This window comes from Amycolatopsis anabasis (genome assembly GCF_009765355.1).
GTDB lineage: Bacteria > Actinomycetota > Actinomycetes > Mycobacteriales > Pseudonocardiaceae > Amycolatopsis > Amycolatopsis anabasis.
In genome coordinates this window covers 196920-223872 of the sequence record NZ_VTHK01000007.1, presented here as the reverse complement: position 1 = coordinate 223872, position 26953 = coordinate 196920, and the positions used below count along the sequence as shown (strand labels likewise).

General features: G+C 66.1%; 32 protein-coding genes. 6 read left to right on the top strand and 26 right to left on the bottom strand.

Features of this window, described 5'->3' with window-relative positions; translation table 11 throughout:
• Positions 1–73: 73 nt before the first annotated feature.
• From FXO23_RS12015 to FXO23_RS11905, 23 genes are all read right to left on the bottom strand, one after another.
• Positions 74–1225 (bottom strand): methyltransferase domain-containing protein, encoded by a 1152-nt coding sequence (locus FXO23_RS12015; protein WP_246257152.1) that lies wholly within the window; start codon positions 1223–1225, stop codon positions 74–76.
• A gap of 187 nt (positions 1226–1412) precedes the next feature.
• Entirely contained in the window at positions 1413–2228 is an 816-nt protein-coding gene (locus FXO23_RS12010; protein ID WP_158883982.1) for a trypsin-like serine protease, read from the bottom strand.
• A 312-nt stretch (positions 2229–2540) separates the two neighbouring features.
• On the bottom strand, positions 2541–2828 hold the full coding sequence (locus FXO23_RS12005; RefSeq protein ID WP_158883980.1) for a hypothetical protein: 288 nt from the start codon (positions 2826–2828) through the stop codon (positions 2541–2543).
• A gap of 90 nt (positions 2829–2918) precedes the next feature.
• Complete coding sequence (locus FXO23_RS12000; protein ID WP_158883978.1) at positions 2919–3290, bottom strand: hypothetical protein; 372 nt, start codon at positions 3288–3290, stop codon at positions 2919–2921.
• A gap of 81 nt (positions 3291–3371) precedes the next feature.
• The gene (locus tag FXO23_RS11995) at positions 3372–4619 is read right to left on the bottom strand and encodes a helix-turn-helix domain-containing protein (protein ID WP_158883976.1); all 1248 of its coding nucleotides are present in this window, start codon (positions 4617–4619) and stop codon (positions 3372–3374) included.
• 324 nt (positions 4620–4943) lie between these two features.
• Positions 4944–5378: a hypothetical protein gene (locus tag FXO23_RS11990; RefSeq protein ID WP_158883974.1), complete on the bottom strand. Its 435-nt coding sequence runs from the start codon at positions 5376–5378 to the stop codon at positions 4944–4946.
• Entirely contained in the window at positions 5375–5635 is a 261-nt protein-coding gene (locus tag FXO23_RS11985) for a hypothetical protein (protein ID WP_158883972.1), read from the bottom strand. The genes FXO23_RS11990 and FXO23_RS11985 overlap by 4 nt, the downstream gene beginning before the upstream one ends.
• Positions 5636–5643: 8 nt before the next feature.
• Positions 5644–6078 carry a hypothetical protein gene (locus FXO23_RS11980; protein WP_158883970.1) on the bottom strand — a complete coding sequence of 145 codons (435 nt, stop codon included), beginning with the start codon at positions 6076–6078 and terminating at the stop codon, positions 5644–5646.
• Between the two features lie 369 nt (positions 6079–6447).
• Positions 6448–6738, bottom strand: a complete 291-nt coding sequence (locus FXO23_RS11975) for a hypothetical protein (protein WP_158883968.1) — start codon at positions 6736–6738, stop codon at positions 6448–6450.
• 107 nt (positions 6739–6845) lie between these two features.
• Positions 6846–7367 carry a hypothetical protein gene (locus FXO23_RS11970; protein ID WP_158883966.1) on the bottom strand — a complete coding sequence of 174 codons (522 nt, stop codon included), beginning with the start codon at positions 7365–7367 and terminating at the stop codon, positions 6846–6848.
• 121 nt (positions 7368–7488) lie between these two features.
• Positions 7489–7788, bottom strand: a complete 300-nt coding sequence (locus FXO23_RS11965) for a hypothetical protein (protein ID WP_158883964.1) — start codon at positions 7786–7788, stop codon at positions 7489–7491.
• Positions 7788–8483: a hypothetical protein gene (locus tag FXO23_RS11960; protein WP_158883962.1), complete on the bottom strand. Its 696-nt coding sequence runs from the start codon at positions 8481–8483 to the stop codon at positions 7788–7790. The genes FXO23_RS11965 and FXO23_RS11960 overlap by 1 nt, the downstream gene beginning before the upstream one ends.
• A gap of 223 nt (positions 8484–8706) precedes the next feature.
• Positions 8707–9156, bottom strand: a complete 450-nt coding sequence (locus FXO23_RS11955; protein WP_158883960.1) for a GNAT family N-acetyltransferase — start codon at positions 9154–9156, stop codon at positions 8707–8709.
• A complete protein-coding gene (locus FXO23_RS11950; protein ID WP_158883958.1) occupies positions 9153–9581 on the bottom strand; it encodes a hypothetical protein in 429 nt (142 codons plus the stop codon). The genes FXO23_RS11955 and FXO23_RS11950 overlap by 4 nt, the downstream gene beginning before the upstream one ends.
• Positions 9581–9991: a DUF3846 domain-containing protein gene (locus FXO23_RS11945; protein WP_158883956.1), complete on the bottom strand. Its 411-nt coding sequence runs from the start codon at positions 9989–9991 to the stop codon at positions 9581–9583. Before FXO23_RS11945 ends, FXO23_RS11950 begins: the two co-directional genes overlap by 1 nt.
• A gap of 438 nt (positions 9992–10429) precedes the next feature.
• Positions 10430–10789: a hypothetical protein gene (locus tag FXO23_RS11940; protein WP_158883954.1), complete on the bottom strand. Its 360-nt coding sequence runs from the start codon at positions 10787–10789 to the stop codon at positions 10430–10432.
• Positions 10790–11545: 756 nt separating this feature from the next.
• A complete protein-coding gene (locus FXO23_RS11935) occupies positions 11546–11896 on the bottom strand; it encodes a hypothetical protein (RefSeq protein WP_158883952.1) in 351 nt (116 codons plus the stop codon).
• A complete protein-coding gene (locus tag FXO23_RS11930; protein ID WP_158883950.1) occupies positions 11893–12111 on the bottom strand; it encodes a hypothetical protein in 219 nt (72 codons plus the stop codon). The genes FXO23_RS11935 and FXO23_RS11930 overlap by 4 nt, the downstream gene beginning before the upstream one ends.
• Positions 12108–12545, bottom strand: coding sequence for a hypothetical protein (locus FXO23_RS11925; protein ID WP_158883948.1), 438 nt, complete (start codon positions 12543–12545; stop codon positions 12108–12110). The genes FXO23_RS11930 and FXO23_RS11925 overlap by 4 nt, the downstream gene beginning before the upstream one ends.
• 31 nt (positions 12546–12576) lie before the next feature.
• Entirely contained in the window at positions 12577–13122 is a 546-nt protein-coding gene (locus FXO23_RS11920; RefSeq protein WP_158883946.1) for an Lsr2 dimerization domain-containing protein, read from the bottom strand.
• Positions 13085–13570 (bottom strand): Lsr2 family DNA-binding protein, encoded by a 486-nt coding sequence (locus tag FXO23_RS11915; protein ID WP_158883944.1) that lies wholly within the window; start codon positions 13568–13570, stop codon positions 13085–13087. Before FXO23_RS11915 ends, FXO23_RS11920 begins: the two co-directional genes overlap by 38 nt.
• A 297-nt stretch (positions 13571–13867) precedes the next feature.
• Positions 13868–15406: a recombinase family protein gene (locus tag FXO23_RS11910; protein WP_158883942.1), complete on the bottom strand. Its 1539-nt coding sequence runs from the start codon at positions 15404–15406 to the stop codon at positions 13868–13870.
• Positions 15407–15438: 32 nt separating this feature from the next.
• The gene (locus tag FXO23_RS11905; RefSeq protein ID WP_158883940.1) at positions 15439–15585 is read right to left on the bottom strand and encodes a hypothetical protein; all 147 of its coding nucleotides are present in this window, start codon (positions 15583–15585) and stop codon (positions 15439–15441) included.
• Between the two features lie 252 nt (positions 15586–15837).
• Between FXO23_RS11905 and FXO23_RS11900 the strand changes: the two genes are divergently transcribed.
• Genes FXO23_RS11900 through FXO23_RS11890 form a run of 3 tightly spaced genes read left to right on the top strand, consistent with a single transcriptional unit; the run spans position 15838 to position 18487 of the window.
• Positions 15838–16425, top strand: coding sequence for an ArsR/SmtB family transcription factor (locus FXO23_RS11900; RefSeq protein WP_158883938.1), 588 nt, complete (start codon positions 15838–15840; stop codon positions 16423–16425).
• Positions 16422–17639, top strand: a complete 1218-nt coding sequence (locus tag FXO23_RS11895; protein WP_158883936.1) for an MFS transporter — start codon at positions 16422–16424, stop codon at positions 17637–17639. The genes FXO23_RS11900 and FXO23_RS11895 overlap by 4 nt, the downstream gene beginning before the upstream one ends.
• A 23-nt stretch (positions 17640–17662) precedes the next feature.
• Positions 17663–18487: a metallophosphoesterase family protein gene (locus FXO23_RS11890; protein WP_158883934.1), complete on the top strand. Its 825-nt coding sequence runs from the start codon at positions 17663–17665 to the stop codon at positions 18485–18487.
• 37 nt (positions 18488–18524) lie between these two features.
• Here the strand turns inward: FXO23_RS11890 and FXO23_RS11885 are convergent, their stop codons facing one another.
• On the bottom strand, positions 18525–19430 hold the full coding sequence (locus FXO23_RS11885; RefSeq protein WP_158883932.1) for a PAC2 family protein: 906 nt from the start codon (positions 19428–19430) through the stop codon (positions 18525–18527).
• Between the two features lie 50 nt (positions 19431–19480).
• On the opposite strand from FXO23_RS11885, the gene metH reads away from it, so the two are divergent.
• The 3 genes from metH (at position 19481) to FXO23_RS11870 (ending at position 24780) form a co-directional block, all read left to right on the top strand.
• On the top strand, positions 19481–23041 hold the full coding sequence (metH, locus tag FXO23_RS11880; RefSeq protein ID WP_158883930.1) for a methionine synthase: 3561 nt from the start codon (positions 19481–19483) through the stop codon (positions 23039–23041).
• 26 nt (positions 23042–23067) lie between these two features.
• Positions 23068–23745: an HAD family hydrolase gene (locus FXO23_RS11875; RefSeq protein ID WP_158884223.1), complete on the top strand. Its 678-nt coding sequence runs from the start codon at positions 23068–23070 to the stop codon at positions 23743–23745.
• 201 nt (positions 23746–23946) lie between these two features.
• A complete protein-coding gene (locus FXO23_RS11870; protein ID WP_158883928.1) occupies positions 23947–24780 on the top strand; it encodes a poly(ethylene terephthalate) hydrolase family protein in 834 nt (277 codons plus the stop codon).
• Positions 24781–24807: 27 nt separating this feature from the next.
• Here FXO23_RS11870 and FXO23_RS11865 read toward each other — a convergent pair whose 3' ends face one another.
• Positions 24808–26262, bottom strand: a complete 1455-nt coding sequence (locus FXO23_RS11865) for a carboxylesterase/lipase family protein (RefSeq protein WP_158883926.1) — start codon at positions 26260–26262, stop codon at positions 24808–24810.
• A 73-nt stretch (positions 26263–26335) separates the two neighbouring features.
• Entirely contained in the window at positions 26336–26845 is a 510-nt protein-coding gene (locus FXO23_RS11860; RefSeq protein ID WP_158883924.1) for a DinB family protein, read from the bottom strand.
• Positions 26846–26953: the final 108 nt, after the last annotated feature.

Sequence of the window (26953 nt, the reverse complement as noted above, 5' to 3'; positions counted from 1 at the left end):
GCCCACATACCCGCATTGGCGAGAAAGGCCCCCAGGATCCTGAGTGGATCTTGGGGGCCCTTCTCGACGGAAATCAGGAATCGAGGGTGATGCTTTGCCGGTCGGGGGAGATGGTCCAGCGCCATGCGGACAACGGAGGTTCACCCCGCTTCTGCCACCATCGGTAGGCTACTTCCGCCTCATCCCATAACCGGCGTGGCCCGTACTGCCGCACGGCGAACCGCTCGTTCTTGTCGGGGACCACACTTGCCCACGAGCCGGTCAAGGGGTCCCGGAGCCACGCCACCCCGTGAGACCGCTCGTCAGTGCGCTTCCATACAGTCGACCGGCACGAGGGCACCGCGACAGCGATTGGCCACCGATGATCGTCAGCGAGCAGCGGCACCCACGGGGACAGGTCGGTATGGGACAAGTCGGCCGCCGGATCATCCCACTGTTGATCTCCCACCGGAGAGGAAGCGACCCGCTGAGACCGCATCTCCATGAACCCGACTTGCATATCGGCAGCGCGGCCGTGCGCGATCCCATCATCGCCCACGACGAACCGCACCAGCGGCCCGGATGCCAAATCGGCCCGCATCGGCGCGAGGATCACGCCGCCAGGCCGTGTCCGGTCCACCCACCAATACGGCAACTGGCCAATATGGATGCCAGCCGTGGCGATGACCCGATCGAACACGCCAGCCACGGTGTCGGACGCAGCATCGGCCACGTGCGTGCGCACGTCGGCGAACCCCGCCGCGTCCAGCCGTCTACGTGCTTCGGCCGCCATCACCGCGTCAATCTCCACGGTGTCAACGTTCCCTTGCTCGCCAACCATGGACGACAACAGCGCGGCGTTCCAACCGGTACCGGTACCGATCTCCAGCACCGACTGCCCTTGCTGCACATTCAGCTCGGACAACATGCCGAGCACCGCGGAGGGCATCGAGGCCGAGCACGTCGGCCGCGTGCCAACATCGGGCCACTCGGTCGCGCCGTCGTCGAACTGCGTGACGATCACACGATTCGAGTGGACGGCTCGCAGCCACCGCTGTTCGTCCGCCGTACGATCGACGGGCTCGTACGGACCGCTCTCGTTCTCTTGAACCCACATTCGCGCGGGAATGAACGACGTCCGGGGAACCGTGTGCAGCAATGAGAGGTGCTCGGCCGGGAAGGTCCCGGCCGAGCGCAACTCTTCGATCAACGCGAGCACGTTGTCACCGCTGGCGGTGAGGTTCACTTCCCGTACTCTTTGGGATCGATGTCATCGCTGGTCTTTCCGGTCTGCTTGTCGTCTTCCAGTGAATGGTCGTTCTTGTCGTCACCCATGGTTGGACCTCCTATCAGTGGTTACCCTATTCGCCCACGCGTGCCGCGTGGAACCTCTATCACCCGCGAGCTGTAAACTCGCTGGCCGACGCACCGAATCAGCCCGCTGAAACCTGGACCTTCACGGGCTCTTGGCCCTCGGACAGGGAAGTCACGTTCTCGACGAAGTCCTTGTGCGCCACCGCGTCCGTGATGATCATAGGCATCCCGCTCGATTCGGTGGACACGACCGCTCCTCGGCTACCCAGTGCCACCAATCGCAGTTCGCCGTTGCGCTTCCGCACCAGGGCCCCGCCCGAATAACCTTCGCGTGCGCCGCCGGGCGGTTCAATGTTGGCCGCGCACAGCTCGGCTACGCCGATTCGACCGAGTTTTGCGCATTGGGGTGGGATGATCGTTGTTTCGAGTTGTTCCACCTCGCAAGTTCCCTTCAAGCCGTCTGGCCACCCCAGAAAGCTGACTTGATCACCCACCACGGCTGCCATGTCGTCGATCCTGATCGTCGGCAGATCCACGGGTTTGTCCAGCTTGAGGAGAATGATGTCGTGTCGCCAGGGACGCTTGCCCTTGATACGGGCCTCGGGATGTCGAACCAGTTGAACGACCCTCCGCAACTCCCCGCCTTCCTCGATACGTCGCGAACCCACACGAACCTTGAACGACTTATACCTCAGGGGAACTTCATTCGGGTCCTGCGGGTTCAGTGGTTCCACAGTGAAGCCATGTCCGCAGCTGACCACCCATTCCGGATGCACCAACGCGCCAGCACACGTGTAGTGGTCCTTACGTTCACGGGCAGGCGCGTCATACATTACGGCAGCGAGCCATGGGGTGTTGTGCCACACCTCGTCACCTGTGGCAATGTGCGGTTTTTTGGGAAGTTTCGCGACCGCTTCGTCGTAGAGATTGGCCATTGCCCATTTAGCGTAGGCGAGCCATCCCTTGCCGATTAGCTTGAATATGAACGATACCAACTTGTTTCCTTGATTTAGTTAGTTCAGTTATCGTCGAGGTCTCTCGTTGGCCACAAGGGCCATGTGGGTGTCTTGGCTAGCAGCCAATCATGCAACGGGCGAGGGCGTTCCGGCCCGGCGTTCTCCTCGATCGGTTCCTCGTCCTCCGGGGTCACGGCCGGAAACTCGACAGTGGGCTCGTCATCCCTGCGAAACCAACGAAACGAGTCCGCCATTGCCTTCCCTGTCGCACACTTGGCGAACGGGGGAGAGTTACCCGGTTTGGTCGACCTCGGTCCCGTCCGGTTTCAATTCGTCGATCTGTTGCTTTCCTGCTTCAGTGCAGAAGTAAATAAGACTGAGCAGGCCAGGCGTTCGCTCCTCTCTCTTGTTGTCCAGCAGGCCTCTTCGGTGCAAAATCTTGACGAGGTTGTATGCGCGGGATATCGAAAATTCGGCTTTAACTGCGACTTCATTGCAGGTAAGGCCATTGCCGAGCATCCCGTCGAACGCGAGAAGCGCCTGCTTCTCGTCCTTGTCGATCTTTATGCGTGTCGCCATTCTCTTCCCCGAGTTTCGGGCTCTATGGAATCCGGCCGAGGGCGCGTCGGGGGATGGGGAGGTGCACGCCCCCGGCCGGAAACTTGGGGGTCAGAAGAAAGGCCACTCAAGCACTTGGCGCACTACGTCCACAATGGTTCCCTCGGCGACCTGTTCGACCTCTGGCTGCGTGCCCTTCGGCCACGGATAACCACGCCGTTCGTACCGCAGAGCGCCAGAGGCCCGGGGGCCGTCGGGTACCAATGTCATGAGATCAACAAAGGCTCCGACGAACCGCCGAAAGAACAGGTCGCCATTTTGTCCGGGTCCATTGTAGACAAAGCGACCACGCAAGATTGCGACTTGAATTGCTTTCGCGTCGCGAGCGGTGGCCAGATCGGGTGCGAACCCGATCGAGAAGCCACTCAGTTTCTTGTGCTGGACCCCAAGGGGCGGGACCCAGAGACAGCTCTGCGTGCTCATCGCCTTACCTCCTGTACCGGGGTAAGACGCTACGAAAGGCTTAGGAACGGGTGTGCGCTAAAAGTACACAACCGTTGACTTTCACCCGTTCGACGCAATTCCGGTCGGCGCGACACCCATTCGCCAGGCCAGTCCGCGAAGCTCTTGACCGCCCGATTCGCGCTGGACCGCGCGGAGCGCCGCTGAGACCGCTTCCCGGTCGACCACGCTGTTGCGTATGCGCAGCGGGGCCATGTCTTCGGCTTTCAGCATGTACGCGACGCCCTGCTTGCGGGTCTTGGCCCTTCCCATCAGCGACCGGGCCAGAGTTGCCCAGTACTCAGCCTGGCGGCTGATCGAGGGCAACTGGTCGATCGGTACACCCTCGGCCAGCTCGATCACCTTGCCGGGCTCCTGCTGCTCCTCGGCGACCGCCATGCGCCACATTCGATTGTTGACCGTGCCGAACCACAGCGAGGCCCAGCGCATCACGGGGTCGGGCATCCGGTCGGCCAGAGTGTCGGCTTCGGCCAGGTGCTCGGCGGCCTGGTCGGTGTTTCCTTGCGTCGCGGCCGACAGCGCGGCATTCAGGTGCAACATGCCCGCGGCTTGCATCGCATCCGATCCATCGGACGCACCGGTCAGATTGCCAGTGGCGTTCACAGCCCGGTCATAGTGCCGCGCTCGGTCAAGCGCTGCTGCGGCCTGCCCCCGCAGCCACACCGAATACGCGCGCCACTCAGGAGCGTCCACTTCTTCCGCGACCTGCTCGGCACGCACCGCTGCGAGCAGTGGAAGGCCACGACCACCGAGGCGTTTCGTGGTGTACATCGCCGCCGCGTAGGCGTGCAGGAGATTGACAAGCACCGTGGGGCGCAGTGAGGGCTGCCGTACATAGAACGCATGTAGCTCGCCGAGCAGCTTGGGGGCGAGGCGGCCCTGCTCCGCGTAGTTAGAGGCCCAGTGCGTCGCCTTCACCAGCCGATCGACATCGGTCTGCACCTTGGGCCATTCGCGGGTGGGCACCTCTGGGTCGATGCCTAGCTCGTAGCTGTCCAGGGCGCACTCCAGCTCGTAAAGCGCGCTGTGTGCCTCGGAGCTTTGTGCATCGGTAGGCGCCCACGGCTTGCCCGTGATCTCCAACGGGCTGACCCGGTAGGTCATGGCCAACCCTTCGAGTACGCGTCGGTTGTTGATCGGCTTCTCGCCTCGTTCGAGCTGGCCAAGGTAGCCGTGCGAGATGCCCGAGAGTTGGGCCGCTGTGCGCAGGTCCAGACCGCGCCACGACCTGATTTCGCGCAACCTGCGGCCGATCACGCCGTGGTCGTCCGGGAGCTGGTGCTGATCCATGGCGAACCTACCTCTCGTTCGCGGAGTACGTAACTCGCGGAACCGCCTCGGGTGACTGCCGAGGCTCACTCGTTAGATGCAACCAAGGCTACCCGCAGCCGTTTACCAGGGGGTAACGCGAGGGGAAAAGCCCCTGTTCAATGCGCTTGAGCAGGGGCTTTCTGCTAGATCCGGAAGCGAGGGCTTCCCCCTTCGAAGCAGGTTGCCAACGCTGGCCACCGGTCTAGCCAAACGGGCTGGTGAGCGCTCACTAGGAGCAGAACAACGAAGGCCCCCGACACGGCGGGCGCGCGTGTCGGGGGCCTGGACAGATCGGCAGAGGGCTTACTCGGGCGGGTTCTCCCCGTCCCGCACATCCCGCTTCGGGTTGTTGAATGCTGGTGCCTCGAGGTCGTGCTCGGCGGGCTGGACGTAGACCGGCACCTCGTCCGAGAGTGGCCACGCCTCCAAACCGGCCTTGCTAGCGCACCCACCGCACACCCGCACAGCCAGCGGGAACACCCCTGCTGGAGCGGTGACGGCCATACCTCCGCCGGACTCCAGGGTGGGCTCGTGCCCAGTCCCGACCGCCAGAGTCGCGAGGGCCTCGTTGGCGGGTAGGCCGAGAGCGACGAGCCCCGCCAGAACGAATTCGGCCTCGCCGAGGAGCACCAGAGCAGTGTCCGTGCCGCGACCGCACACGGTGCACGCACCGCGGTAGTCCCCTCGTAACCCCGGCGCGGGGAATCCTGCCGGCCGGGGCGGCTCCTGCTCGGTCACGAGGCCGCTCCGTCCGGTCGGTCCAGCACCACGTACGGGTCGGTCGTCAGCACGATGGAGGTGCCAAGGTCTCCCTCCCATGTGACCCACAACTGCCCCCCGTTGCCGTCCACAATGGTGCCTTCGGTGCCGACCGGAACGGGGTACGGCTCCTCCGGCTGCTCCCCGGTCATGCGTATCCGCGTACCCACCGGCTCGGGGGCGGCCTGCGAAGTGGACCGGAGGAACGCGCGGACCTCTTCGGACGGGTCGGTCATCGTGCCGGTCACTCCTGTTCCCGGTACTCGTCGCGGAAGTCGGGATGGTCGGCGTAGTCCACGGCGTGCTTTAGTAATGCCCTGTGCAGCAGATGTACGGCGTCGGGTGCCAGCGCGCCATTCGCGGCGAATTGAAGACACTGCTCATAGCGCTCGAGCAGCGTCAGCTTGGTTAGCAGCTCACGAAGCTTGGGCGACCCCTCCGGCTCCTGAACCACTTCCTCTTCCCAGCGTGCGAGGAGGAACCGGGCGACGTCGGGCTCCTCCGTAGCGGGCTGGGTAGCGAGAAGGCGTTCAAGGAGTTGGTTCGTGCGGCGCTGCTCGTTGAGCAGGGACAGGCCGGTCCGGTTGTTTTCGCGGTTGGCGGTTTCGAATTCCAGCTTTGTCACCAGTGGCCACAGTGTCTTGAACACGGCAGTGGTCGACTCGTCATCGGTTGTCATCGTTTAGTCCTTTTCAGCTTGGGGTGACAGGCGTGCGGCTGCGGCCTGCTGTTCGTCGTCGTTCCTCGTCGAGGCCCTTGCGGACGAGGTGACGGATCGCCCCCGCCCGCCTCATCTCGTTGTCTCGTGCCCACTGCTCGACATCTCCCTTGAGTTCGTCGCCGAGGTTCAGCCGGCGGATCTCGCCGCCGATTCGACGCCGACCTCGGTGCCCGGCTCGTCCCGGATGCGGACGCAGGAGCGTGTATGCGCTGTTTCGGAGGTCGACGCAGGGGTTTCCTGCTTGCTGCCTGCATGCTGGGCAGTCTTCGTACTGTGACCAGTCGACTCGCCTAGCACGCCTTCCTGCGTAGACGTGGATCCGCGCGCTCATGTGCCCAGGTCCCAACCCGGGAAGAACACGATGATGCCGAGTTCGTCCATGTTCTGAATCCGTGCATCCCTGAGCAAGGTTGTGACGTCGGGGGAGACGCCCGCGGGTTCCTGAATGGCCGACTGCGCCAGCCTCGCGCCGAACAGTGGGAGCCGCTCGTCGGGCATGACCACGCCCCAGCCTTGCTGGTGCCAGCGGGTTCGGAACGGGTCGCGAAGGCAGTCAGGCGGGAGGTCTGCTCTTTGGATGGCCTCCTCGACGATGGATCGGGGGAATGTTCGTCGCATGGTGTCTGGGTCCTTTCGCTCATGTCCGGGTCCGGTTTCGTCCTGTGTGGACGCCGCACGCCTGCCTCTGGGCGGGAGGCAGGCGACGGGATCAACACACGACCGCCCTAGGCGACCTCGTGGAGTTGCTCGTTGTCGTCGTAGGCGAACACCCGGACTTGCTTGAACGGAGCGGCGAAGAAGATCGCGTACCCGCCGACCATCTTGAGCTTGAAGTCTCGCGTGTACCCTAAAATCCAGCGGTCAGGTTTAGTGTCGATCCAGCCCGGCGGTAAGCCGTCATCGTCCTGCCGGTGCACCTGCCTCCGCTTGTGGCGCTTCACCGCGAGGTGTGGGCACAGGTCCAACGACGCAATCGCGCAAGCTTCATGCATGGGCGGATCACCATACGTGCGCAACTCAGCGGCTTTCGGCCCGCCGAGGAACGTGATCCAGTAGTCGAGGCCCTCTCCGCACAGTCCACATAGTCTGAGTTCGGTGCACTCGAAAGCTCGCTCGTTACTGACCACGGCGAAGTTCACGTCCACGGTGCCGTCGTCCCGGACGTGCTCGTTCGCCCACGGGGTTGGAAGATTCCGCTTCGGGTCTATCGGTCTCGCCGCTAGTGCTTCTGGGATGGTTCTGTTCACGTCACCGGTACCTCTCGTGGTCGCGTCCGGGTCCATTTGCCGTCCTGTGTGGACGCCGCGCGTCTACCTCCGGGGGTCCGGGGAGGCAGACGACGGGATCAACGCAGGATCATCTATTGGGTTATCGCTCCCATCGATTGATTTGGTTCGCCCGTACATCATCAATGACCACGGTCACGACGATGGATTGATTACAGAAACGCTCAGTCATGTCACTGCGAAGCTTGGTGCAATGTTCCAGGTTGAAACTATCAACCCATTCACCGAGGTAGCGGATGTTTGGAAACGCAAGGTCAATCTGGTTGAAGCCAATACCCTCGACTTCCGTGTAGATGCTTCCGTGTACTTCAGCGTGTCTTGCGGATTGTGTGATGCGCTCCTGCGCTTGCCTATGAAAGTCGGGGATCTCAGGTGTGTTCATTACGGCTGCGCCTTCCCGTCCGCTTCGGCAGCTTTTCGTGCGCGCTGGGCCGACATGCCCATGCCAATGCAGACTGGCCCGTCCTTGCATACGTAGTGCCGCTTCAGGTGACCGTCGCGGTCAATGTCGGCGTCGTTGCCGCATCGCGGGCACCGAACCTTTGACGGGGGAAGCCCGAGTTCTTCCCGGAGCCACGCGCCCATGTCCGCCGCGGTGCGCCACTTCCCAGTACGCATACCACCGAGTGAGATCTCCGATGTGGCGTCCAAAGGGGCCTTGTCAGCGCGTGCACGTTCGATCTGCTCGGCGATATAGCCGGGAAGGCTCCCGAGTGCCTGGCCGACCTTGCGGATCCACGGGTATGCGTCGGCCGGTAGACCGTTGAAACGGTCGCACTGGTGCCGATCGTTGCGCACGGTCTGCTCAGCGCAGCCACATGCGAGGATATTGACTTCGTCCACAATGGTCTCCTTTCGGTTGTACTTGCACACGTGATAGAGGTGGTGAGCTAGCTGATCCAAGGCTTCGGCGAGGTTTTCCGGGTATGCCAAGGGAACCTCGTCGCCGTCCCGAGGGCAGAACAGCCGCCAGGGACCGTTTTTCCACCGCAGCATCACCGTGTGCTCGCGAATCCGGTAATGCCGTCGAGGAACGATGACTTCCCGTTCGGCCTTCCAGTTTCTCCAGTTGGGCACGGGAGGCGGGTCCTTGACGACGGCGTTCGCCCAGGCTTCACGCCCAGCCTTGGTGATCTTCCACTGGTAGCGGGGCTTGCGCGCCCGCGACTTCGGATCGCGGACACACTCGACCCACCCACGGCGCATTAGGGCGGGTAGAGACCGGCCGTCCTCTATCCGGACTACTTGATCTTCACCGGCTGACTCCAACACTGCGTGTTGGGCAGAAGTCATCGTCAGGTTAGCCATGCTCGCCCTCGGATGTGTCGTAGCCTTCTTTCTCTCGCCTGGACCGCTCAGCGCTGATGAAGGCTTCGGCGAACGCAGCGCCTTCGACTGTGTAGCGTTGCCGAAGGAAGTCCACCGACCACCGAGATAGCGCCTCCTGCAACAACTCCGTGGCGATGCCTTCTCGCCGCCGGTCAGCCCGAACCTGGATGGTGACCGCCCCGGCCCGCTCGTGCGGAGGGAAGTCCTGCGGGAAGTGGTTGAGGATGCCGATCAACGTGCCGTCGGTGCCTCGGTAGAGCAGGCAGTCCACATAGGCACCCGGGCCGAACTGCTCCGAGACGTCACCCCGGAAGTAGCTGATTCCAGGTGATCCCTCGGCCGGATACTGCCCGGCCTGCGAGGGCCAAGCGAACACCACCATCTCTCGGATCAAGCGGGAAAGCCCGCGTCCGCTGTTCACTCGGCAACCTCCTTTGTGTCCTCGACGGAGACCAGACCCATCCGCCACGAGGGGCGGCAGGCCGTACCGTGGGAGTGCGGGCACTCCATCTGATCCAGGTCCAAGTTCCACGCGTTGGTGGCTTCGTCCCGGACCAACGTCGGAGGCCCTTCCAGCTCGGTGACGTGCAAGTCGCACCAGAAGGTGTAGGCGCCGTCCTGAACCGGTGCGATGTTGTCGGCAAAGGATCGAAGCAGATCGGCTAAGAGGTTTCGTGCCACAGACCGGAATTCGAACTTCTGAATCTGGCCGGTGGAGGTTTCCTCGAAGCTGGCGCGCACCGTGCACCGACCGTCACCGCGATCGGTGACGGACCCGTACAGGCCCATCGTTCCTTTCTCGAACGCGTACCGCTCAGGTTCGACCACATTGGACTCGTCGGTCATCAGGATTGCCTCCCTCGATTGCCAGGGAGACGCAGCCTGCCCGTTTTGATCGCCCACATGAGGTGCCGCAGGTAGATCTCCGCCTTCGGCGTGATCGACGTGTCGTCCCCCGCGCGGTTAACGCCACCGAGGAACACGGCGGTGCCGTAGTACATCTGGTAAATGTCGCCGTTGAAGCCGTACACGGCCGCCGTGGCGTACTCGTTGGGCATCGGGAGCTGCACGAGCATCCCGTCCCCGTCGACGTACATGGTGGCGTCCAGCCCGTCTCGGCCGAGGCGCACGGCTTCCACGTGGTCGCAGTTGATCGTCCGGTACAGCGTGTCGAGCAGGCCGCGCCCGGCGTCGGGTGCGACGTTCTCGCTGAGTTCGCCGTCCGGGGTAAGTACGAGGAACCTGACCTCGGTCACTGGTCATCACCCCCGACGCGTCGTAGCGGCCCGTCGACGGCCTCTCGTAAGGCTTGGTGGAGTCCCCACAGGTGGAGCACCTGGCCCAAGTCCATTCGCTGGCCATGTTGCTGCTTGAACACCTCGGCCACGCGGACGAGCAGAAGTGCCCAATGCCCCGCCTCGATCAGGCGGGCACATGCCTCGCAAGCGGCCCAGCCACCTCTGCTCCACCTGTTTGGGTTGTTCGGATCCTGGAAGTCCCCGGCAGGCAGCACGAAAGTGCCCATGTCGGCCGCGCAGAAGTCGCACTGACCAACCCAACCCGGGGGAGCTTGTACAGGGACCACCTCGTGATCACGAGGCTTTGAGCCCCCGTGGACGTACTGGCCGCCTTCTTCCTCGATGCCGACCAGGGTGAGGGCTTCTTGGCACGTTTCGCAGATCATGATCGGTGGCCTAGACATCGACACGTCCCTCGGGAGCGCGGGAAGAGTCGATCTGCCAGGCCCAGCGGCCCGCGCCAAGGGCGTACCGGCCGTCCCCGTCCTGTTCGTAGATCACCGTTGGGAAGATCGGCGACTCCTTGGTGAACTCCAGGATGTTCCCATTCCGGGCGAACCCGAGGAACGGGTTGTCGTCGTCCTGCTCGACCAGGGCATTGTTCCAAGCCGCGACCGTCTGGGCCGTCTCGTACGTGAAGCGGGGCTCCACGACCTCACACGCCGAGCGCCGGTCATCGGGCACATAAGCCGGAAACCGCGGCGACTCGCCGTCAACCATCTCGATGTAAACGAACGCGTTGTTCTCGACAGTCACCGAGCCACCTCCCCGATGTTCCCGCCGACGATGGCGAGCGCGACGAAAGACACGAGGTCGGGTGCACCGAAGCGGCAGATGCCTGCCCGAATCAAACTAATCAGAGAGCCGCATAAAGTCAGTGCAGCCAAAACGGCAAGCACGACATTGAAAGAGCTAATCATCTGTGTCCGGGTCCATTTCCTGTTTGGGTGTTGAAGTCCCCCGAAATCCAGCATCACCGGCCCCGAGCAACCTGGCCGGCCACTCCCGCAGAGCACACGAGTAGCGGTGAGCCAGATCACATGAAGCTGGGTCAATGTGGATCAAGAGGGTGTCCGGGTCCTCTGCACCCGCAATAAACGGGTACCCCTTAATCGTAGGACTGGCCCCGCTCCCTCGACAACGAAATCAGCCTCGAACGGCTCAATGACCAGGGCAGATGCTCTGCCCAGACGAGGGCAGCCCCTGACTCAGAACGAGCCAGGGGCTGCGGCGCCGACACCTTCAACGGACCCGGACAAGGACCCAAACAGGAGGTTTCGGCGTGCCTACTGTATCAGGAACGCCCTGCGCCTCCCGGTGCCGTACCGCCCCGAGGCGCCGCCCCATGGCTCGCGTGCACAGTACGGGGGTATGGTGAATTGCCTAGCTTTTCCGCGACCGTGTTTACTCGCGTGACTGATGAAACTCGACCGAGCTGATCCATCCTCGTTCTGATCTGCTCGACAGTCTCGGACGGATGGTTCCCGATTACGCGGTCACCGTTCGCTCCGCCTATTGTCGAACGAGCGGAGGAAGTCCTTTCAAGGTGAGTTCGATTTCCGACTCGCTGAATCGCTGCGCGCAAAGCTCGTGTGCCAGATACGCGGCGGCCGTATACGTCTCGCCCTGTGCATCGAGGCGGGCAGACTCGTCGTCGACCGGCCCGGCCGCGAGCTGCACAACCGCCTGCCCGTTGCCCAACCGCTCCGGACACAACGGACAGGCACCCGCCGCCACAACATGAGTCGGCCCTACCGGCGGGAACCGCATCCCCAAGCGAGGCTCACCCCGACGCCACCGCACCGGCATCAGGACATACTGCCGGTTGAGCAGCTCACCTATCTCCCCGAAGTCGTTGCTCATCCGTTCACACCGCCTTTCCGAAGTTCCTCCGTTAGTGCGTCGAAGATCAGCGCGGGCACCAGCGACAGGCAGCCGTACCCTGGAACGCCCCACCACCAGGCGCTCGTCTTGGTTGCCACCGACACGGCCCCGACACCGATCACCAGGAGCGCCGTCGCCCAAAGCAAACGCCCGTGCCGAGGCTTGCTGTCCGCCTGGGCTGGTGCGCTGGTCATGCTGCTGCCCGCTTCCGGCCGCTTCTCGCCGCGGGTTGGCGTTGGGCGGGCACCTTGGCCTGCTTACGAGCGGAGGCAAGCTGAGCCTCCAGGTCACGGCGGATCGCGACCTCCCGGACAGACCGCCGTTTGATCCGAGTCCCCCGGGCGACGTACCCCTTGGCCTCGCTGTAATCGCCCCGGGCATCCAGCTCGATAAAGCTCACAACCCGACCCCGGCGGATCTTGATCTGGAACCGCTGACGCTTCTTCGCCTTGCACGTCGGGCAGGTGAAGACCTTGTGGTGGGTCGCGGATGCGTCGTTGTATGCCTCCACGAGCGGAACGTCGTCCTCGTCCGGGTAGTCGTGGCCCTTGCGACGGCACGCCTCGAACTCTGGGTGTTCTTCTACATAGCTTTTCGTGCGCTCGAAATCATCGTGTGAAACAGGCATAGTGTCCTCAAACGTGAAGTGCTGAGTTGTTTTACTTCTTCATAGTGTTGCGGCGCCTCGCCGGTCTGGCCGCGCTGTCGTGGGCCTCTGCCTCGGCCGCATCGAGCGCCTCCCAAGAAGGCTCGTCCAAAGCGGACCACACCTCGTCGAACCATCGGTCGTAGGCTTCGCGAGGAACCATGCCCCGGGCACCAAGGTTCGACCACCCATTGACCAGTGCCCACCGTCGAACCCGTCGCCGGGCATCCGCGAACAGTTCCTGTGTCGCCCTGGAGAACGGCCGAGGCGGATCAGACCACCATGCCTGTCCCTTCACAGGTACCGGGACGATCGTCTCCAAGGGGCTTTCAGTCGATCGATGCCGACCCGAATCGGGCCATGGTTCGTCGTCGTGGGGGAGTCGTTCAGCCGCCTTCGTCCAGAACCTCATCTCCCGGTCGAAGCGCTCGGCGTTCTCCTCACTGAGATCGATCTTGTACCGCCGCCGGCCGACAGCGAACGTACGCGTCCTCGTCGCTGGGACAGAGTTGTCCAGGTCATCAACGACACTGACGATGGTTTGCACCCGTTGCGCCACGATGTTCCCCTTTGCCAGTTTGCTTATCGGCCTCACTCTTCGGAACTTCGGTACGGCCGGTCAGACGGACAACGTTCTCGCCGTAGTCCTGGGCGGCCTCGTTCACCGCGTCCGCCACGGTCGTCCAGTGATGAGGGGGGTGGTCGGGGTGATCATGGTGCTCACGTTCGTACTGCTGCCAGATCTGCGCCGGGATGCGCCCGCGGTCGCTGACCGGCAGCTTCCGCTTCCGAGCCCACGCCCGAACGTTGGCCGCCGTGTCTTCGTCCGGCATCGGCGCACGGCCACCCGAGATCGTGCGCAGGTGGTGCCGCAGCATCCCGCGCATCGTGGAGCAGTAGTTCCGGCCGTTGAGTTCGATCTCGTAGAACGTCGACCGGCTACTTCCTAGGTTTTCCGTGTCGTCGTCGGCTTCGGTGAACAACACGATGAACGCCTTGTGGCGCATGTGAGGCACTCCCCTTCCCTCGGACTAGTGGTTTCACTACCCGGCGCAACCCCCGATGCGTCCCCCGGGCGAGTGAGTAATCCGGATCTTGCATGTCCGAGCTTGAGCAAGCAAGGGATGCGTACGCGCGTTCCAGAACGCCACAACCAGCGGTTATACGCTTTCTTGAGCGCAGCAGTGGGCGGCGACCTGGGGTCTTGACGGACGCCGCCCACTGCTAGTGAACATAGGTAACTCTTATGGAGTAGTCATACCTCGGATGTAGTACTCCAGGATGACCACCCATTTGGGGGATACCTATGCGCTCGTGTGCAGGTCTCGCGGCTGCTTCCAGGCGATATCGATCGCGTCCGGATCGAGACGCTTTGCTCCAGGCCGTGTTCGATGGACCGCCACCTTGGCCAACGTGTCCAAGACGGCCCGCTTCGTTGCAAGTGGCTGTAGCTGCCACACGGCACGCACGTCGTCCGCGCCGATGAAGGGTCGTAGCGGCGAGTCGGATGCGGCGTCCGCGAGTAACTGGCGGATCTCACCGAGACGGTCCTTACCTCGTTGGGTGCCCTTGATCATCTGCGCGCGATCGATGACGCCCATCGCGCGGTCCTCTGCCAAGCCGTTTAGGTTGATGCGGATCTTGTGCGCCTCGGCCTGCAACGTAGCCACATCCACCTCAGACCCGACCCTGCGCGGAATGAACTGCTCAACGAAACCCGGCTGACTGACTCGCGCAAGCAATGTGTCCTGCACAAACTGATCGAGTAGCAGCGCGTTGCGCGCCAAATGCCTGGACGTAAAGCAGACGTAGCTCGGCGTGCCATGGCCTCCGTTACGGCCCACTCTGAGCGAAGGATTCTCGCAGACGCCACACACGTACAGCCCCGACCCGAGCCACCTCGGCGTCGGCCCCGGTGATGTCTTACGTGCCGGATCGGTCAACACCCGCTCGACTGCCCGAAACGTATCCAGGTCCACGATCGGTTCCCAAGGCGCCTTTCCAATTTCTTCTCCCCGGAACACCATGATTCCTGCATTGCGAGGACGGAGAAGGTACTCTCGAAGGATTGCGGCCCTCATCGGCTTACCCGTGGCCGTCAGGACACCTTGCTCGCGCAACTCGGCCGCCAACATCCTCAACGACAACTCGTCGTCTGTGCTCGCGGCAAGTTGGACCACCCGTTCCGAGTATTCAGCAATCACCTCGGTCTCAGTTGGGCGATGGGTAATACCATCCGGTTCGAAACCGAACCGCCGTACCCCGCCGCCGAACAGGCCATTAACTGCCTGCCGCTCCCGTGCATCGGCGACCCTTTGCGCGGTGTCTCGGCTGGCCTTATTGCCCGAGGTGACCATGAATCGAGCGATGGTGATCTCGTTCGAGGTTCCACCATCGGTCAGTGTAAGGGAGCCGGTCAATGATCGGGCATTTATTTTCTTCGCCTCGGCTACGTCGATGAGGTCTTCTAGGTCGCGAGGGTCGCGCGTCACCCGGTCCAGATCCTCGGCGAGTAATGCGGTCGCCCGACCGTGAGTAAAGTCGTCAAGAATGGACCGAAAGCCGGGCCGCCACACCCGCATTGCGATGGACCCATTCGGCAGAGTGACACGTCGGCGCTTGAACGCTGACGCGGGACGAGGTTTACCAGTCTTGCGATCGACATCGTTTTCGATGACAACCTTCAAGACTGGCCATCCGAGTCGATCGGCGAATTCTCGTAGCTTTTTCTCGCGGTCTCCGAACGTCTTACCGTCGCCTTTTTCGTCCAAATCTTCCAGGCGAAGGTCTGACAATCGGAGGTAGATGATTGCCAGCGGAGGGGGTAGCACGGTCTTGCGCATACAACGACACTTCCAGTCCACGTATGTCATATTCAAGTGGACGGCTTGCCGACCCCGTTCTCGCCGACCAGCCCGAGCCGTTGCCCGGCGGAGGCGGTCAGCGAGACGCCGTCGAAGACGACCCGGTCACCGTAGGCGAACGCGAGATCGTTGGCCTGCAGGAAAAGAGCATGAGACATAACGCATCACCGACCCGGAATCGAACGGGAAATGCCCGCCGGGCAGATGGTTCCGGGAGTTCGCTCGACCGGAACGCGCCTCGGGCGCGGGCAGGGCACGGTGTCAGCTGTCCATGATGGTGGCAGCTTAACGCAACACGAGTAGAGTTTGGCAACCGGATATGCCCCAGCTCACACCTTGACCGAACGGTCCTCGTCAAGGCAACCTGAAAGAGGTCTTTCGAAAGAACTCTTTCAGAATGCGGGGGGACCATGGCCGAGCTGCCGCCACGCAGAAGGGTGCGGGACGCGGGGTTGATGCGCGCACTGGCGCATCCGCTGCGCTCGGAACTGCTGAACTACCTGATGGCGGTCGGCCCGCGGACCGCGAGCGAGTGCGCGGACGCCGTGGATTCCTCGGCGTCCAACTGCAGCTGGCATCTGCGGCAACTCGCCCAACACGGCTTGGTGGAGCGGGTGGAGGCGACCGACGGCCGGGAACGTCCCTGGCGGGCCACCGCGGTCGGGCTCGACTTCGGCGAGGTCGCCGAGGATCCCGCGGTCCAGGCCGCTCAGCTCGCGGTCGTCGGCGCCCGCCTGGGGGAGGAGGACCGGCTGACCCAGCGGTTCCTGGACACCGCGGCGAACCTGGAATCCAGCTGGCGGGACGCGGGCGGCCTCAATACCTACGCGCTGCGGGTCACCGCGGACGAGCTGGACGAGCTGGTACGCGCGATCGACGCGCTCGTACGGCCGTTCGTGGCCACCATCCGCACCGACGTCCCGGCGGACGCCCGGCCCGCGCACCTCGGGCTGCGTGCGTTCCGGCGGATCGAGGCGGACGGGAAGCCCAGCTCGTGACCGGGCTGCTGGCCGAGCGCGCGTTCGCCCGGTTGTGGCTCGCGGCCTTCTTCTCCGAGACCGCCGAGTGGATGCTGCAGGTCGCCCTGCCGGTGTTCGTCTTCCAGCACACCGGTTCGGCCACGTCGACGGCGGCCAGTATGGTGCTCGGCCTGCTGCCCGCGGTTGCGCTGAGCCCCATCGCGGGCGTGCTCGCCGACCGGTGGGACCGGCGCGTGCTGCTCTGCGCGGTTTGCGCGGGGCAGGCGGTGGTCGCGTTGCCGTTGCTGCTCGCCGACGGGCTGCCCCTCGTCTATCTGGTGATGGCCGCGCAGGCGGGGTTGGCCTCGTTGTTCGAACCCGCGCGCAGCGCCTTGGTCCCGGAGCTTGTCGGCGTCGAGCGGGTCACCGCGGCGAACGGCCTGCTGAGCGTGAACAACAGCGTCGCCCGGCTGATCGGCAGTGCGCTGGGCGGGCTGTTGCTGGGCTTCGGCGGGCTGGCTCCGGTGTTGGCCGCCTACCTCGGCGCGCTGCTCGTCGCGGCCGCGCTCCTGGCGCCCCGGTTCGCCGCGGCCGCCGCCCGGCCGGTGGCGGCGCGGCGAACACTCGTGCGCGAATGGCTGGACGGACTCGCCGAGATCCGGCGCAACCGGGCCCTGCGCATCGCCGGGGTCGTGCTCGCGCTGACCTCGCTCGCTCAGGGCATGTTCCTGGTGCTGTTCGTGCTGTTCGTGCTCGAAGCACTGGGCGGGAGCGAGGCGGACGTCGGGCTGCTGCGCGGGGTGCAGGCGGTCGGCGGGCTTGCGGCGGGGCTCGCGCTGGCCACCGTGGCGCGACGGGTGCCACCCGCGCGCCTGCTCGGCTGGGCCACCGCGGTGATGGGGTTGCTGAGCGCGCTGATCTGGAACACCGCGTACCTCACCACGGCGGTCGGCGTGTTCGCGGGGTTGTTCGCCGTGGTCGGCGCGCCCGGGGTCATGGTCGGCGCGGGACAGCTCGCCCTGGTGCAGACGGTGACCGATCCGCGCCGGTCCGGCCGCGTGCTCAGCACCGCGTTCGCCGGGATGGCCATGTGCCAGGCGGTCGGCATGCTGCTCGCGGGACTGCTCGCCGGGCCGATCGGACTGGCCGCCCTACTCGACGTGCAGGCCGCGTTGCTCGTGGCCGCCGGGGCGATCGTGCTGGTCACCCTGGCCGGACGACCCAGGATCGCGGTGGCCGCCACCATGCGGTAGCTCGAATGGATACGGTGGAGGGTGTGCCGCACCTGTTTGCCACCAGCGATCTGCATGTGACCCATGAGGGCAACGGCCCCATCGTGGAATCGATCCGGCCGGATTCGCCGGACGACTGGCTGCTGGTGGCGGGCGATGTCGCGGAACGCGCCGACGTCGTGATCAAGACGCTCGCCATGCTCAAGGAGCGGTTCGCCGAGGTGTTCTGGGTGCCCGGCAACCACGAGCTGTGGACCACCAGCGGCGATCCGGTGCAGCTGCGCGGGCAGGAGCGCTACGAACATCTGGTTGCCCGGTGCCGGGAACTCGGCGTGCACACCCCGGAGGACGAGTTCGTGGTGTGGCCGCACGCCGAGCGGCCGCTGACGATCGCGCCGCTGTTCGTGCTCTACGACTACAGCTGGCGCACCCCGCGCGCCGAGGGCGTGTCGCTGGAGGAGGCGCTCGGCCAGGCCCGGGAGGCCGGGGTCGTCTGCACCGACGAGTACTTCCTGCACCCCGATCCGTATCCGACGCGCCAGGAGTGGTGCGCGCAGCGGCTCAAGGTCACCGAGCAGCGGCTCGCCGCGATCCCGGACGATCACCGGACGATCCTGATGTCGCACTGGCCACTGCACCGGCACCCGACCGAGCCGTTGTACTGGCCGGAGTTCGCGATGTGGTGCGGCACCACCGAGACCGCGGACTGGCACCTGCGGTACCGCGCCGAGATGGCGGTCTACGGCCACCTGCACATCCCGCGCACCACCCGCGCCGACGGCGTGCCGTTCGAAGAGGTCTCGCTGGGTTACCCGCGCGAATGGCGCAAGCGCCAGCGGGGCCCCGTCGCTCTCCGCCGCTTGCTCTGATCACCGCCGAAAGTGCGCGCACTTTCGGCGGCCGCGGTCAGCGCGGGGAGCCGGGGCCGCCGGGGCGACGGCGGCGCAGGTAGCGTTCGAACTCCGCGGCGATCTTGTCCCCGCTGGCCTCGTCCAGGGTGATCTCCGTCTGCGCGTCGCCCCGCTCCTCGAGCGAGCGCACGTAGTCGGTGATCTCCTCGTCCTCGTCGGCCATCTCGCTGACCGTCCGCTGCCACTCCTCGGACTGCTCGGGCAGCGCGCCGAGCGGGATCTCCACGTCCAGTACGTCCTCGAGCTTGTGCAGCAGGGCCAGCGTGGCTTTCGGCGACGGCGGGTGCGACACGTAGTGCGGCACCGCGGCCCAGATGGAGACCGCCGGGATCCCGGCCTGCACGCAGGCGTCCTGCAGGACCCCGACGATGCCGGTGGGCCCCTGGTAGCGGTTGCGTTCCAGGCCGAACCGGGTGGCCGCCTCGGCGTCGTACGCGGTCCCGGTCACCGGCACCGGCCGGGTGTGCGGAGTGTCGGCGAGCAATGCACCGAGCGTGACGACCGTGGACACCTTGAGCTGCTCTATGTGCTCCAGCAGCTCGGTGCAGAACGCGCGCCACCGCATATTGGGCTCCGGCCCCTGCACCAGGACGACATCGCGGTCGTACCCGTCCGGCCGGCAGACCGAAAGCCGGGTGGTCGGCCACTCGACCCGCCGGGTCACCCCGTCCACCATGCGGACCGTGGGCCGGCTCACCTGGAAGTCGTAGTACTCGTCCGGGCTCAGCTCCGCCAGTGGTTTCGCGTCCCAGCTGAGCTGGAGGTGCTCGATCGCCGTGCTGGCCGCGTCACCTGCGTCGTTCCAGCCTTCGAAGGCCACCACCATGACAGGCTGGGGGAACTCCTCCGGGTCCGAGTCGGGGAGCTGGGGCTGCGGGGTCTCGTCGGCGGGCTTGCTCACTTGACCAGCCTACGACCCACGGCTCGTGTCCGGTCCGTAGCCTAGGCTTCATGCAAGACCATCTTTCGTCGCCGCTGCTGGATGCCCTGGCCTCCCGCGTCGTGGTCGCCGATGGTGCGATGGGGACGGCACTGCAGGCACACGATCTGACCCTGGATGATTTCTCCGGGTTGGAGGGGTGCAACGAGATCCTGAACGTGACCCGTCCGGACGTGGTGCGGGGCGTGCACCGCGGCTATCTGGAGGCCGGTGCGGACGCGGTCGAAACCAACACCTTCGGGTGCAATTTCGCGAACTTCGCCGAGTACGACATCACGGACCGTATCTTCGAGCTTTCCGAGGTCGGCGCGCGGCTGGCGCGGGAGGTCGCGGACGAGTTCTCCACCGCGGACCGGCCACGGTTCGTGCTCGGCTCGGTCGGGCCGGGCACCAAGCTGCCGACGCTGGGCCACGCGCCGTACGCGACGCTGCGTGACGCCTATGTCGAAGAGGTGCGCGGGCTGCTGGCCGGCGGGGTGGACGCGATCCTCGTCGAGACGACCCAGGACATCCTGCAGACCAAGGCGTCGATCGTCGCGGCGCACCGCGCGATGGCGGCGGAGGGGCGCCGGGTCCCGGTGATCGCGTCGATCACCGTGGAGACCACCGGCACCATGCTGCTGGGCACCGAGGTCAGCGCCGCGCTGGCCGCGCTCGAACCGCTCGGGATCGACCTGATCGGGATGAACTGCGCGACCGGCCCGGCCGAGATGAGCGAGCACCTGCGCCAGCTGTCCAAGCACGCCCGGGTACCGCTGTCGGTCATGCCGAACGCCGGGCTGCCCGAGCTCGGCCCGAACGGCGCGGTGTACCCGCTCGGGCCCGAGGCGCTCGCCGAGGCGCTCACCGGGTTCGTCCGCGAGTTCGGGGTCGGCCTGGTCGGCGGCTGTTGCGGCACCACCGACGAGCACATCCGCCAGCTCGCCGCGGCGGTCGCCGGCGAGCAGCCCGGCGCGCGGAAACCGCGCCCGGAGCCGGGCGTGTCCTCGCTCTACCAGGCGGTGCCGTTCCGCCAGGACGCCAGCGTGCTGATGATCGGCGAGCGCACCAACGCCAACGGGTCGAAGAAGTTCCGGGAGGCCATGCTCGACGGCCGGTTCGAGGACTGCGTCGAGATCGCCCGCGAGCAGACCCGCGACGGGGCGCACATGCTGGACGTGTGCGTCGACTACGTCGGCCGGGACGGCACGGCGGACATGGCCGAGATCGCCTCCAGGCTCGCCACCGCGTCGACGCTGCCGATCATGCTGGACTCCACCGAAGTCGACGTCCTGCGCGCGGGGCTGGAGCGGCTCGGCGGCCGGTGCGCGGTGAACTCGGTGAACTACGAGGACGGCGCCGGCCCGGATTCGCGGTTCCAGAAGGTCATGGCGATGGTCAAGGAGTTCGGGGCCGCCGTGGTCGCGCTGACCATCGACGAGGAGGGGCAGGCGCGGACCGCGGCCAAGAAGGTCGAGATCGCGAGCCGCCTGATCGAGGACATCACCGGCAACTGGGGACTGCGCCCCAGCGACATCATCATCGACACGCTGACCTTCACCATCGCCACCGGGCAGGAGGAGTCCCGGCGCGACGCGATCGAAACGATCGAGGCGATCCGCGAACTCAAGCGGCGGTATCCGGACGTGCAGACGACGCTGGGCCTGTCGAACGTGTCCTTCGGCCTCAACGCCGCCGCTCGCCAGGTGCTGAACTCGGTGTTCCTGCACGAATGTGTGCAGGCCGGCCTGGACACCGCGATCGTGCACGCGTCGAAGATCCTGCCGATGTCGAAGATTCCCGAGGAACAGCGCGGTGTCGCGCTCGACCTGGTCTACGACCGGCGCCGCGAGGGCTACGACCCGCTGCAGGAGCTGATGAGCCTGTTCGAAGGCGTCTCCGCGGCCTCGAGCAAGGCCTCGCGCGCCGAGGAACTGGCCGCCCTGCCGCTGTTCGACCGGTTGGAGCGGCGGATCGTCGACGGCGAGCGCAACGGCCTCGACGACGACCTGACCGAGGCGCTCAAGGAACGGCCCGCGCTGGCGATCATCAACGAGACCCTGCTGTCCGGGATGAAGACGGTGGGCGAGCTGTTCGGTTCCGGGCAGATGCAGCTGCCGTTCGTGCTGCAGTCGGCCGAGGTGATGAAGGCGGCCGTGGCCTTCCTCGAACCGCACATGGAGAAGGACGATTCCGGCGGCAAGGGCCGGATCGTGCTGGCCACCGTGCGGGGCGACGTGCACGACATCGGGAAGAACCTGGTGGACATCATCCTGTCGAACAACGGGTACGAGGTGGTGAACCTGGGGATCAAGCAGCCGATCAACGCCATCCTGGAGGCCGCGGAGGAGAACAAGGCGGACGCCATCGGGATGTCCGGGCTGCTGGTGAAGTCCACGGTGATCATGAAGGAGAACCTCGAGGAGATGAACTCCCGGGGGGTGGCCGCCCGGTGGCCGGTCCTGCTCGGCGGGGCCGCGCTGACTCGGTCCTATGTGGAGAACGATCTCACCGAGGTCTACCTGGGCGAGGTCCGTTACGCGCGGGACGCGTTCGAGGGCCTGCGGCTGATGGACGCGATCATGGGCGCCAAACGCGGGGAATCGCCGCTGGTGGACGAGGAGGCCGAGGCGAAACGCGCCGAGCGCAAGGCCCGGCGCGAGCGGTCGCTGCGGATCGCCGAGGCGCGCAAGGCCCGGCAGGCCGGGGAACCGGACGAACCGGTGCCCGCGCGGTCCGACGTGGCCACCGACGTCCCGCTGCCCACCCCGCCGTTCTGGGGGAACCGGGTGATCAAGGGCGTCCCGGTGGCCGACTACGCCGCGATGCTGGACGAGCGAGCCACGTTCATGGGCCAGTGGGGCCTGCGGGGCGCCAAGGGCGGCACCGGGCCGACCTACGAGGAACTCGTGGAAAGCGAGGGCCGGCCCCGCCTGCGGTACTGGCTCGACCGGCTGGCCACCGACGGGCTCCTGCAGCACGCCGCGGTGGTCTACGGGTACTTCCCGTGCGTGGCCGACGGCGACGACGTGGTGGTGCTCGCCGAACCGCGGCCGGACGCCGCCGAACGCACCCGGTTCACCTTCCCCCGGCAGAAGCGCGACCGGCGGCTGTGCCTGGCCGACTTCTACCGGCCCCGCGAGCTCGCGGCCGAAGCCGGTGCGGTCGACGTGCTGCCGCTGACCCTGGTCACCATGGGGCAGCCGATCGCCGACTACGCCAACGAACTGTTCGCCGCCGACGCCTACCGGGACTACCTCGAGGTGCACGGACTCGGGGTGCAGCTCACCGAGGCGCTCGCCGAGTACTGGCACCGCAGGATCCGCCAGGAACTGCACTTCGCCGGTGGCCGTGCGGTGGCCGAGGAGGATCCGGAGAACGTCGAGGAGTTCTTCAAACTCGGCTACCGGGGCGCCCGGTTCTCCCTCGGCTACGGCGCCTGCCCGAACCTGGAGGACCGCGCGAAGATCGTGGACCTGCTGGAGCCCGAGCGGATCGGGGTGAAGCTCTCCGAGGAGTTCCAGCTGCACCCCGAGCAGTCCACCGACGCGATCGTGTGCCACCACCCCGAAGCCAAGTACTTCAACACCTAGGAGAGTACGTGAAGATTCCGTCCACTGTGGACGGCCTGGAGGCCGTGCTGTGGGACATGGACGGCACCCTGGTCGACTCGGAGAAGCTGTGGGACGTCGCGCTCCACGAGGCGGCGGAACGGCTCGGCGCGACCCTGACCGAGGCGCAGCGGATGTCCCTCGTCGGGTCCAATATGGACAGCACGTCGAGGTTCCTGCTGGAGGTCACCGGCCACGCGGCGACCCCGGCGGCGGTCGCCGAAATGGGGGAGTGGATCCGGGAACGCACCTCGGGGCTCTTCGACGACAAGCTGCCGTGGCGGCCGGGCGCGGCCGAGGCGCTGGCCGCGGTGCGCGCGGCGGGGCTGCCGTCCGCGCTGGTCACCTCCACCGAGCGCTCGCTGACCGAGTTGGCGCTGAACAGCATCGGGCGCGAGTTCTTCGACGTGACCGTGTGCGGGGACGAGGTGGACGGGCTGAACAAACCGCATCCCCGGCCCTACCAGTTGGCGGCCGAACTGCTGGGGGTGAACCCGGAACGGTGCGTCGCGGTGGAGGATTCGCCACCGGGGACGGAATCCGCGGTGGCCGCGGGCTGCACGGTGCTGGTGATCCCGAACGACGTGGCGGTCCATCCCGGGGAACGCCGGATCTTCCGGTCCTCGCTGGTGGGGGTGGACGCGGCCGCCCTCGCCGAGTTGCTCGGGAAACGTGAATCGAAGTGACAACGCGCGGTTCGTGCACCTGAACAATTGTGACAACAAAATAGTTCTGCAAACATATTGTGGTGCGGTTCGCAATTCGTCTACCGTGTCTTTTGCGCTGGCCACGTGTGGTATTTCCGATTCTAGTGCAGAAGGAACAACGACGTGTCCGAATCGAATCGAAGACGCGGTGGATCCTGCCGTTTTCTTGTCACGCTGGCCATGATCGCCACCCTGGCGGGCGCCGCCGTGCCGTCGGCCGCGGCAGCCGCCAATCCGTACGAACGCGGCCCGGCGCCGACCAGGCAGAGCGTCGAGGCCCCGCGCGGGCCGTTCGCCACGAAGACGATCGCCGTCCCGGCCGGGAGCGTGCCCGGGGTCGCCGCCGGAACCATCTACTACCCGACCGACACCAGCCAGGGAACCTTCGGGGCGGTCGCGATCGCGCCGGGATTCACCGAGGGCCAGTGGGCGATCTCCTGGTACGGCGAGCGGCTCGCCTCGCAGGGGTTCGTCGTGTACACCATCGACACCCTGACCCCGCTCGACTTCCCGGACGCCCGCGCGGACCAGTTGCTGGCGGCGCTGGACTACCTGACCAAGAGCAGTGCGGTGAAGGACCGGGTCGATGCCACCCGGCTCGGCGTGATGGGCCATTCGATGGGCGGCGGCGGATCGCTGTCGGCGTCGCTCAAGCGGCCGCAGCTGCAGGCGGCGATCCCGCTGGCGCCCTGGCACCTGACCCAGGACTGGTCGTCCGACCAGGTCCCGACGCTGATCATCGGCGCGGAGAGCGACTTCATCGCCCCGGTCGGCGCGCACGCGGAGCCGTTCTACGGCAAACTGCCCGCCTCGCTCGACAAGGCCTATCTGGAAATGAAGGGCGCCGACCACTTCGTCACCAACTCGCCGAACACGGTCATCGCGAAGTTCGCGATTTCCTGGTTGAAGCGGTTCATCGACAACGACACCCGCTACGAGCAGTTCCTCTGCCCGCCGCCGAAACCGGACAACACCATTTCCGAATACCGCGACACCTGCCCGCATTCGTCGTGAGCGGACCTGACTAGTTACCCGGTCGAATCACTCACGACCCCAGATCTCGCGGAGTGGCCGGTCCGGGTCCTCGGTGACCGTGCTGACGTCGTCGAACAGCATGGTGGCGCGCGACTCCGGAACGTACGTCGGCCAGGACGCGAGATCCGGGCCGGGCAGGCCGGTGGTGACGAACCGGACCCAGGCCTGGTGCATGGTCGCCGCGATCGCCTCGACCCGGGACGGGTCGGGGCGATCGGGGTCGAACAGGAATCGCCAGTTCCGGTTGCGCGCGTCGTCGAACATCAGCGGGATGTCCAGGGCGTGCGGTGCGCCGAAGCCCCGGCCGCGGGGCGCGAGCCGCCAGTCCAGGCGGTACATCCACGCCTCGCCGCCCGCGCGGTGGTGGGCTTCGGCCAGCCGGATGGCGGGGATCCACCAGTCGGCCGCGGTGACGGCGTGGTCGCGCACCTCCCGCTCGGCCCAGCCGGGCAGGTGCGTGCGGTAGGCGGCCGCCACCCGGTCGACGCGGGCGCGGTCGAGCATCGCCGAGTCGGCGCCGAGCGTGGTGACGAACTCGGGCGGCACCATGCGCACGAGGTCCTGTTCGTCGTGGTTGGTGCCGATCAGCAGGCGGACTCCGGCCGCCGACCCGGCGGCGACGAGGTCCCTCGGCTGCCCGGTGAGCACCGACCCGTCCACCACCACCCGGTACGGGACGCGGATCGACGCCTTGCCGGAGAACCGGCTCTGCGCCTGGAGAATCCGGTCCGCGGGGAGTTCCCGCAGCCGCGCCGCCGCGGACCAGTCGAGCCCGAGTTCGGCGAGCACGCCCTTGGTGGTGCGCAACGCTTCCTCGGGCTGGTCGACCAGGTAGCCGACGCCGGTTCCGCTCTGCACGATGGCCCGGGTGAACAGCCCGGCCGCCTCGGGCACCGCGAGCAGGGTGCCGACGGTCCGGCCGCCGTTGGACTCCCCGGCGAGCGTGACGCGGGCCGGATCGCCCCCGAACGCGCCGATGTTGTCGCGCACCCAGCGCAGGGCCGCGAGCTGGTCGAGCAGCGAGAAGTTCCCGTCCGCCTCGCCGGGGAAGACACCGGGCAGGTGCAGCAGGCCCAGGACGCCGAGCCGGTAGGCCACGGTCACCACGAGCACGCCGTTCCGTGCGAAGCTCACCGGGTCGTACTGCTGCGGGGAGCCGGTGACCCCGCCACCGCCGTGCAGCCACACCAGGACCGGATGCGGTCCGGGGCCGGCCGGGGCGTACACGTTGAGGTACAGGCAGTCCTCGTCGCCCATCGGCCGCCCGGCGAACAGGTCGGTCTGCAGGGACGGGCGCGCGAACCGGTTCGCCGCGCGAACCCCGGGCCACGGCGACACCGGCCGAGGTGCGGCGAACCGCAGCTCGCCCACCGGCGGCGCGGCATACGGAATGCCCTTGAACACCCGGATCTCGCCGCGGTCCGCACCCCGCAGGACACCCGCCTCGACTTCAACGTCCATCCGTGAGGCCCCCTTCATCGGATCACCGGGGCCAGATTACGGATGTCCCCGGACATCCCGGTTCGCGCGGTGGTCACCCCATGGTCTTGGCGCCGTCCAGGGACTCCCGGATGATGTCGGCGTGGCCCGCGTGCTGCGCGGTCTCCGCGATCAGGTGGAGCAAGACGCGCCGCGCCGACCAGCTCGCGCCCGGTTCGAACCACGGGGCCTCGGGCAGCGGGTGGGACACATCCAGATCGGGCAGGGTCGCCACGATCTCGTCGGTCCGGCTCGCCACTTCCGCATAGCGGTCGAGCAGCCCGGCCAGCGTCTCGCCCTCCACCATGCGGAACTGGCCTTCCCAGTCGTCCTGCGCGTCGGCCATGGCCTCGGCGCCACCGAGCACGAAGTTCAGCCACGCCCGCTCGACGGTGGCGACGTGCTTGATCAGTCCGCCCAGGCTGAGTGCGCTGGCGGTGGTGCGTCGCGCGGCCTGCTCGTCGGTCAGGTCGCGGACCGTGAAACGCAGGAAGTTCCGGTGCTTCGTCAGGGTCTCGAGGAGGTCGGTGCGCTCGGCGGTCGCGAGCTTGCCGGTGGTGGTCATGGTGTCCGCCTTTCCCTTGGGGTCTGTCGGCAACGACGTTAAAAGGCGTATCGGTCAGGTTCTGTCCTAGTTGCTGGTGCAGGATGATGTCGTTTTTTCGCTAGACCC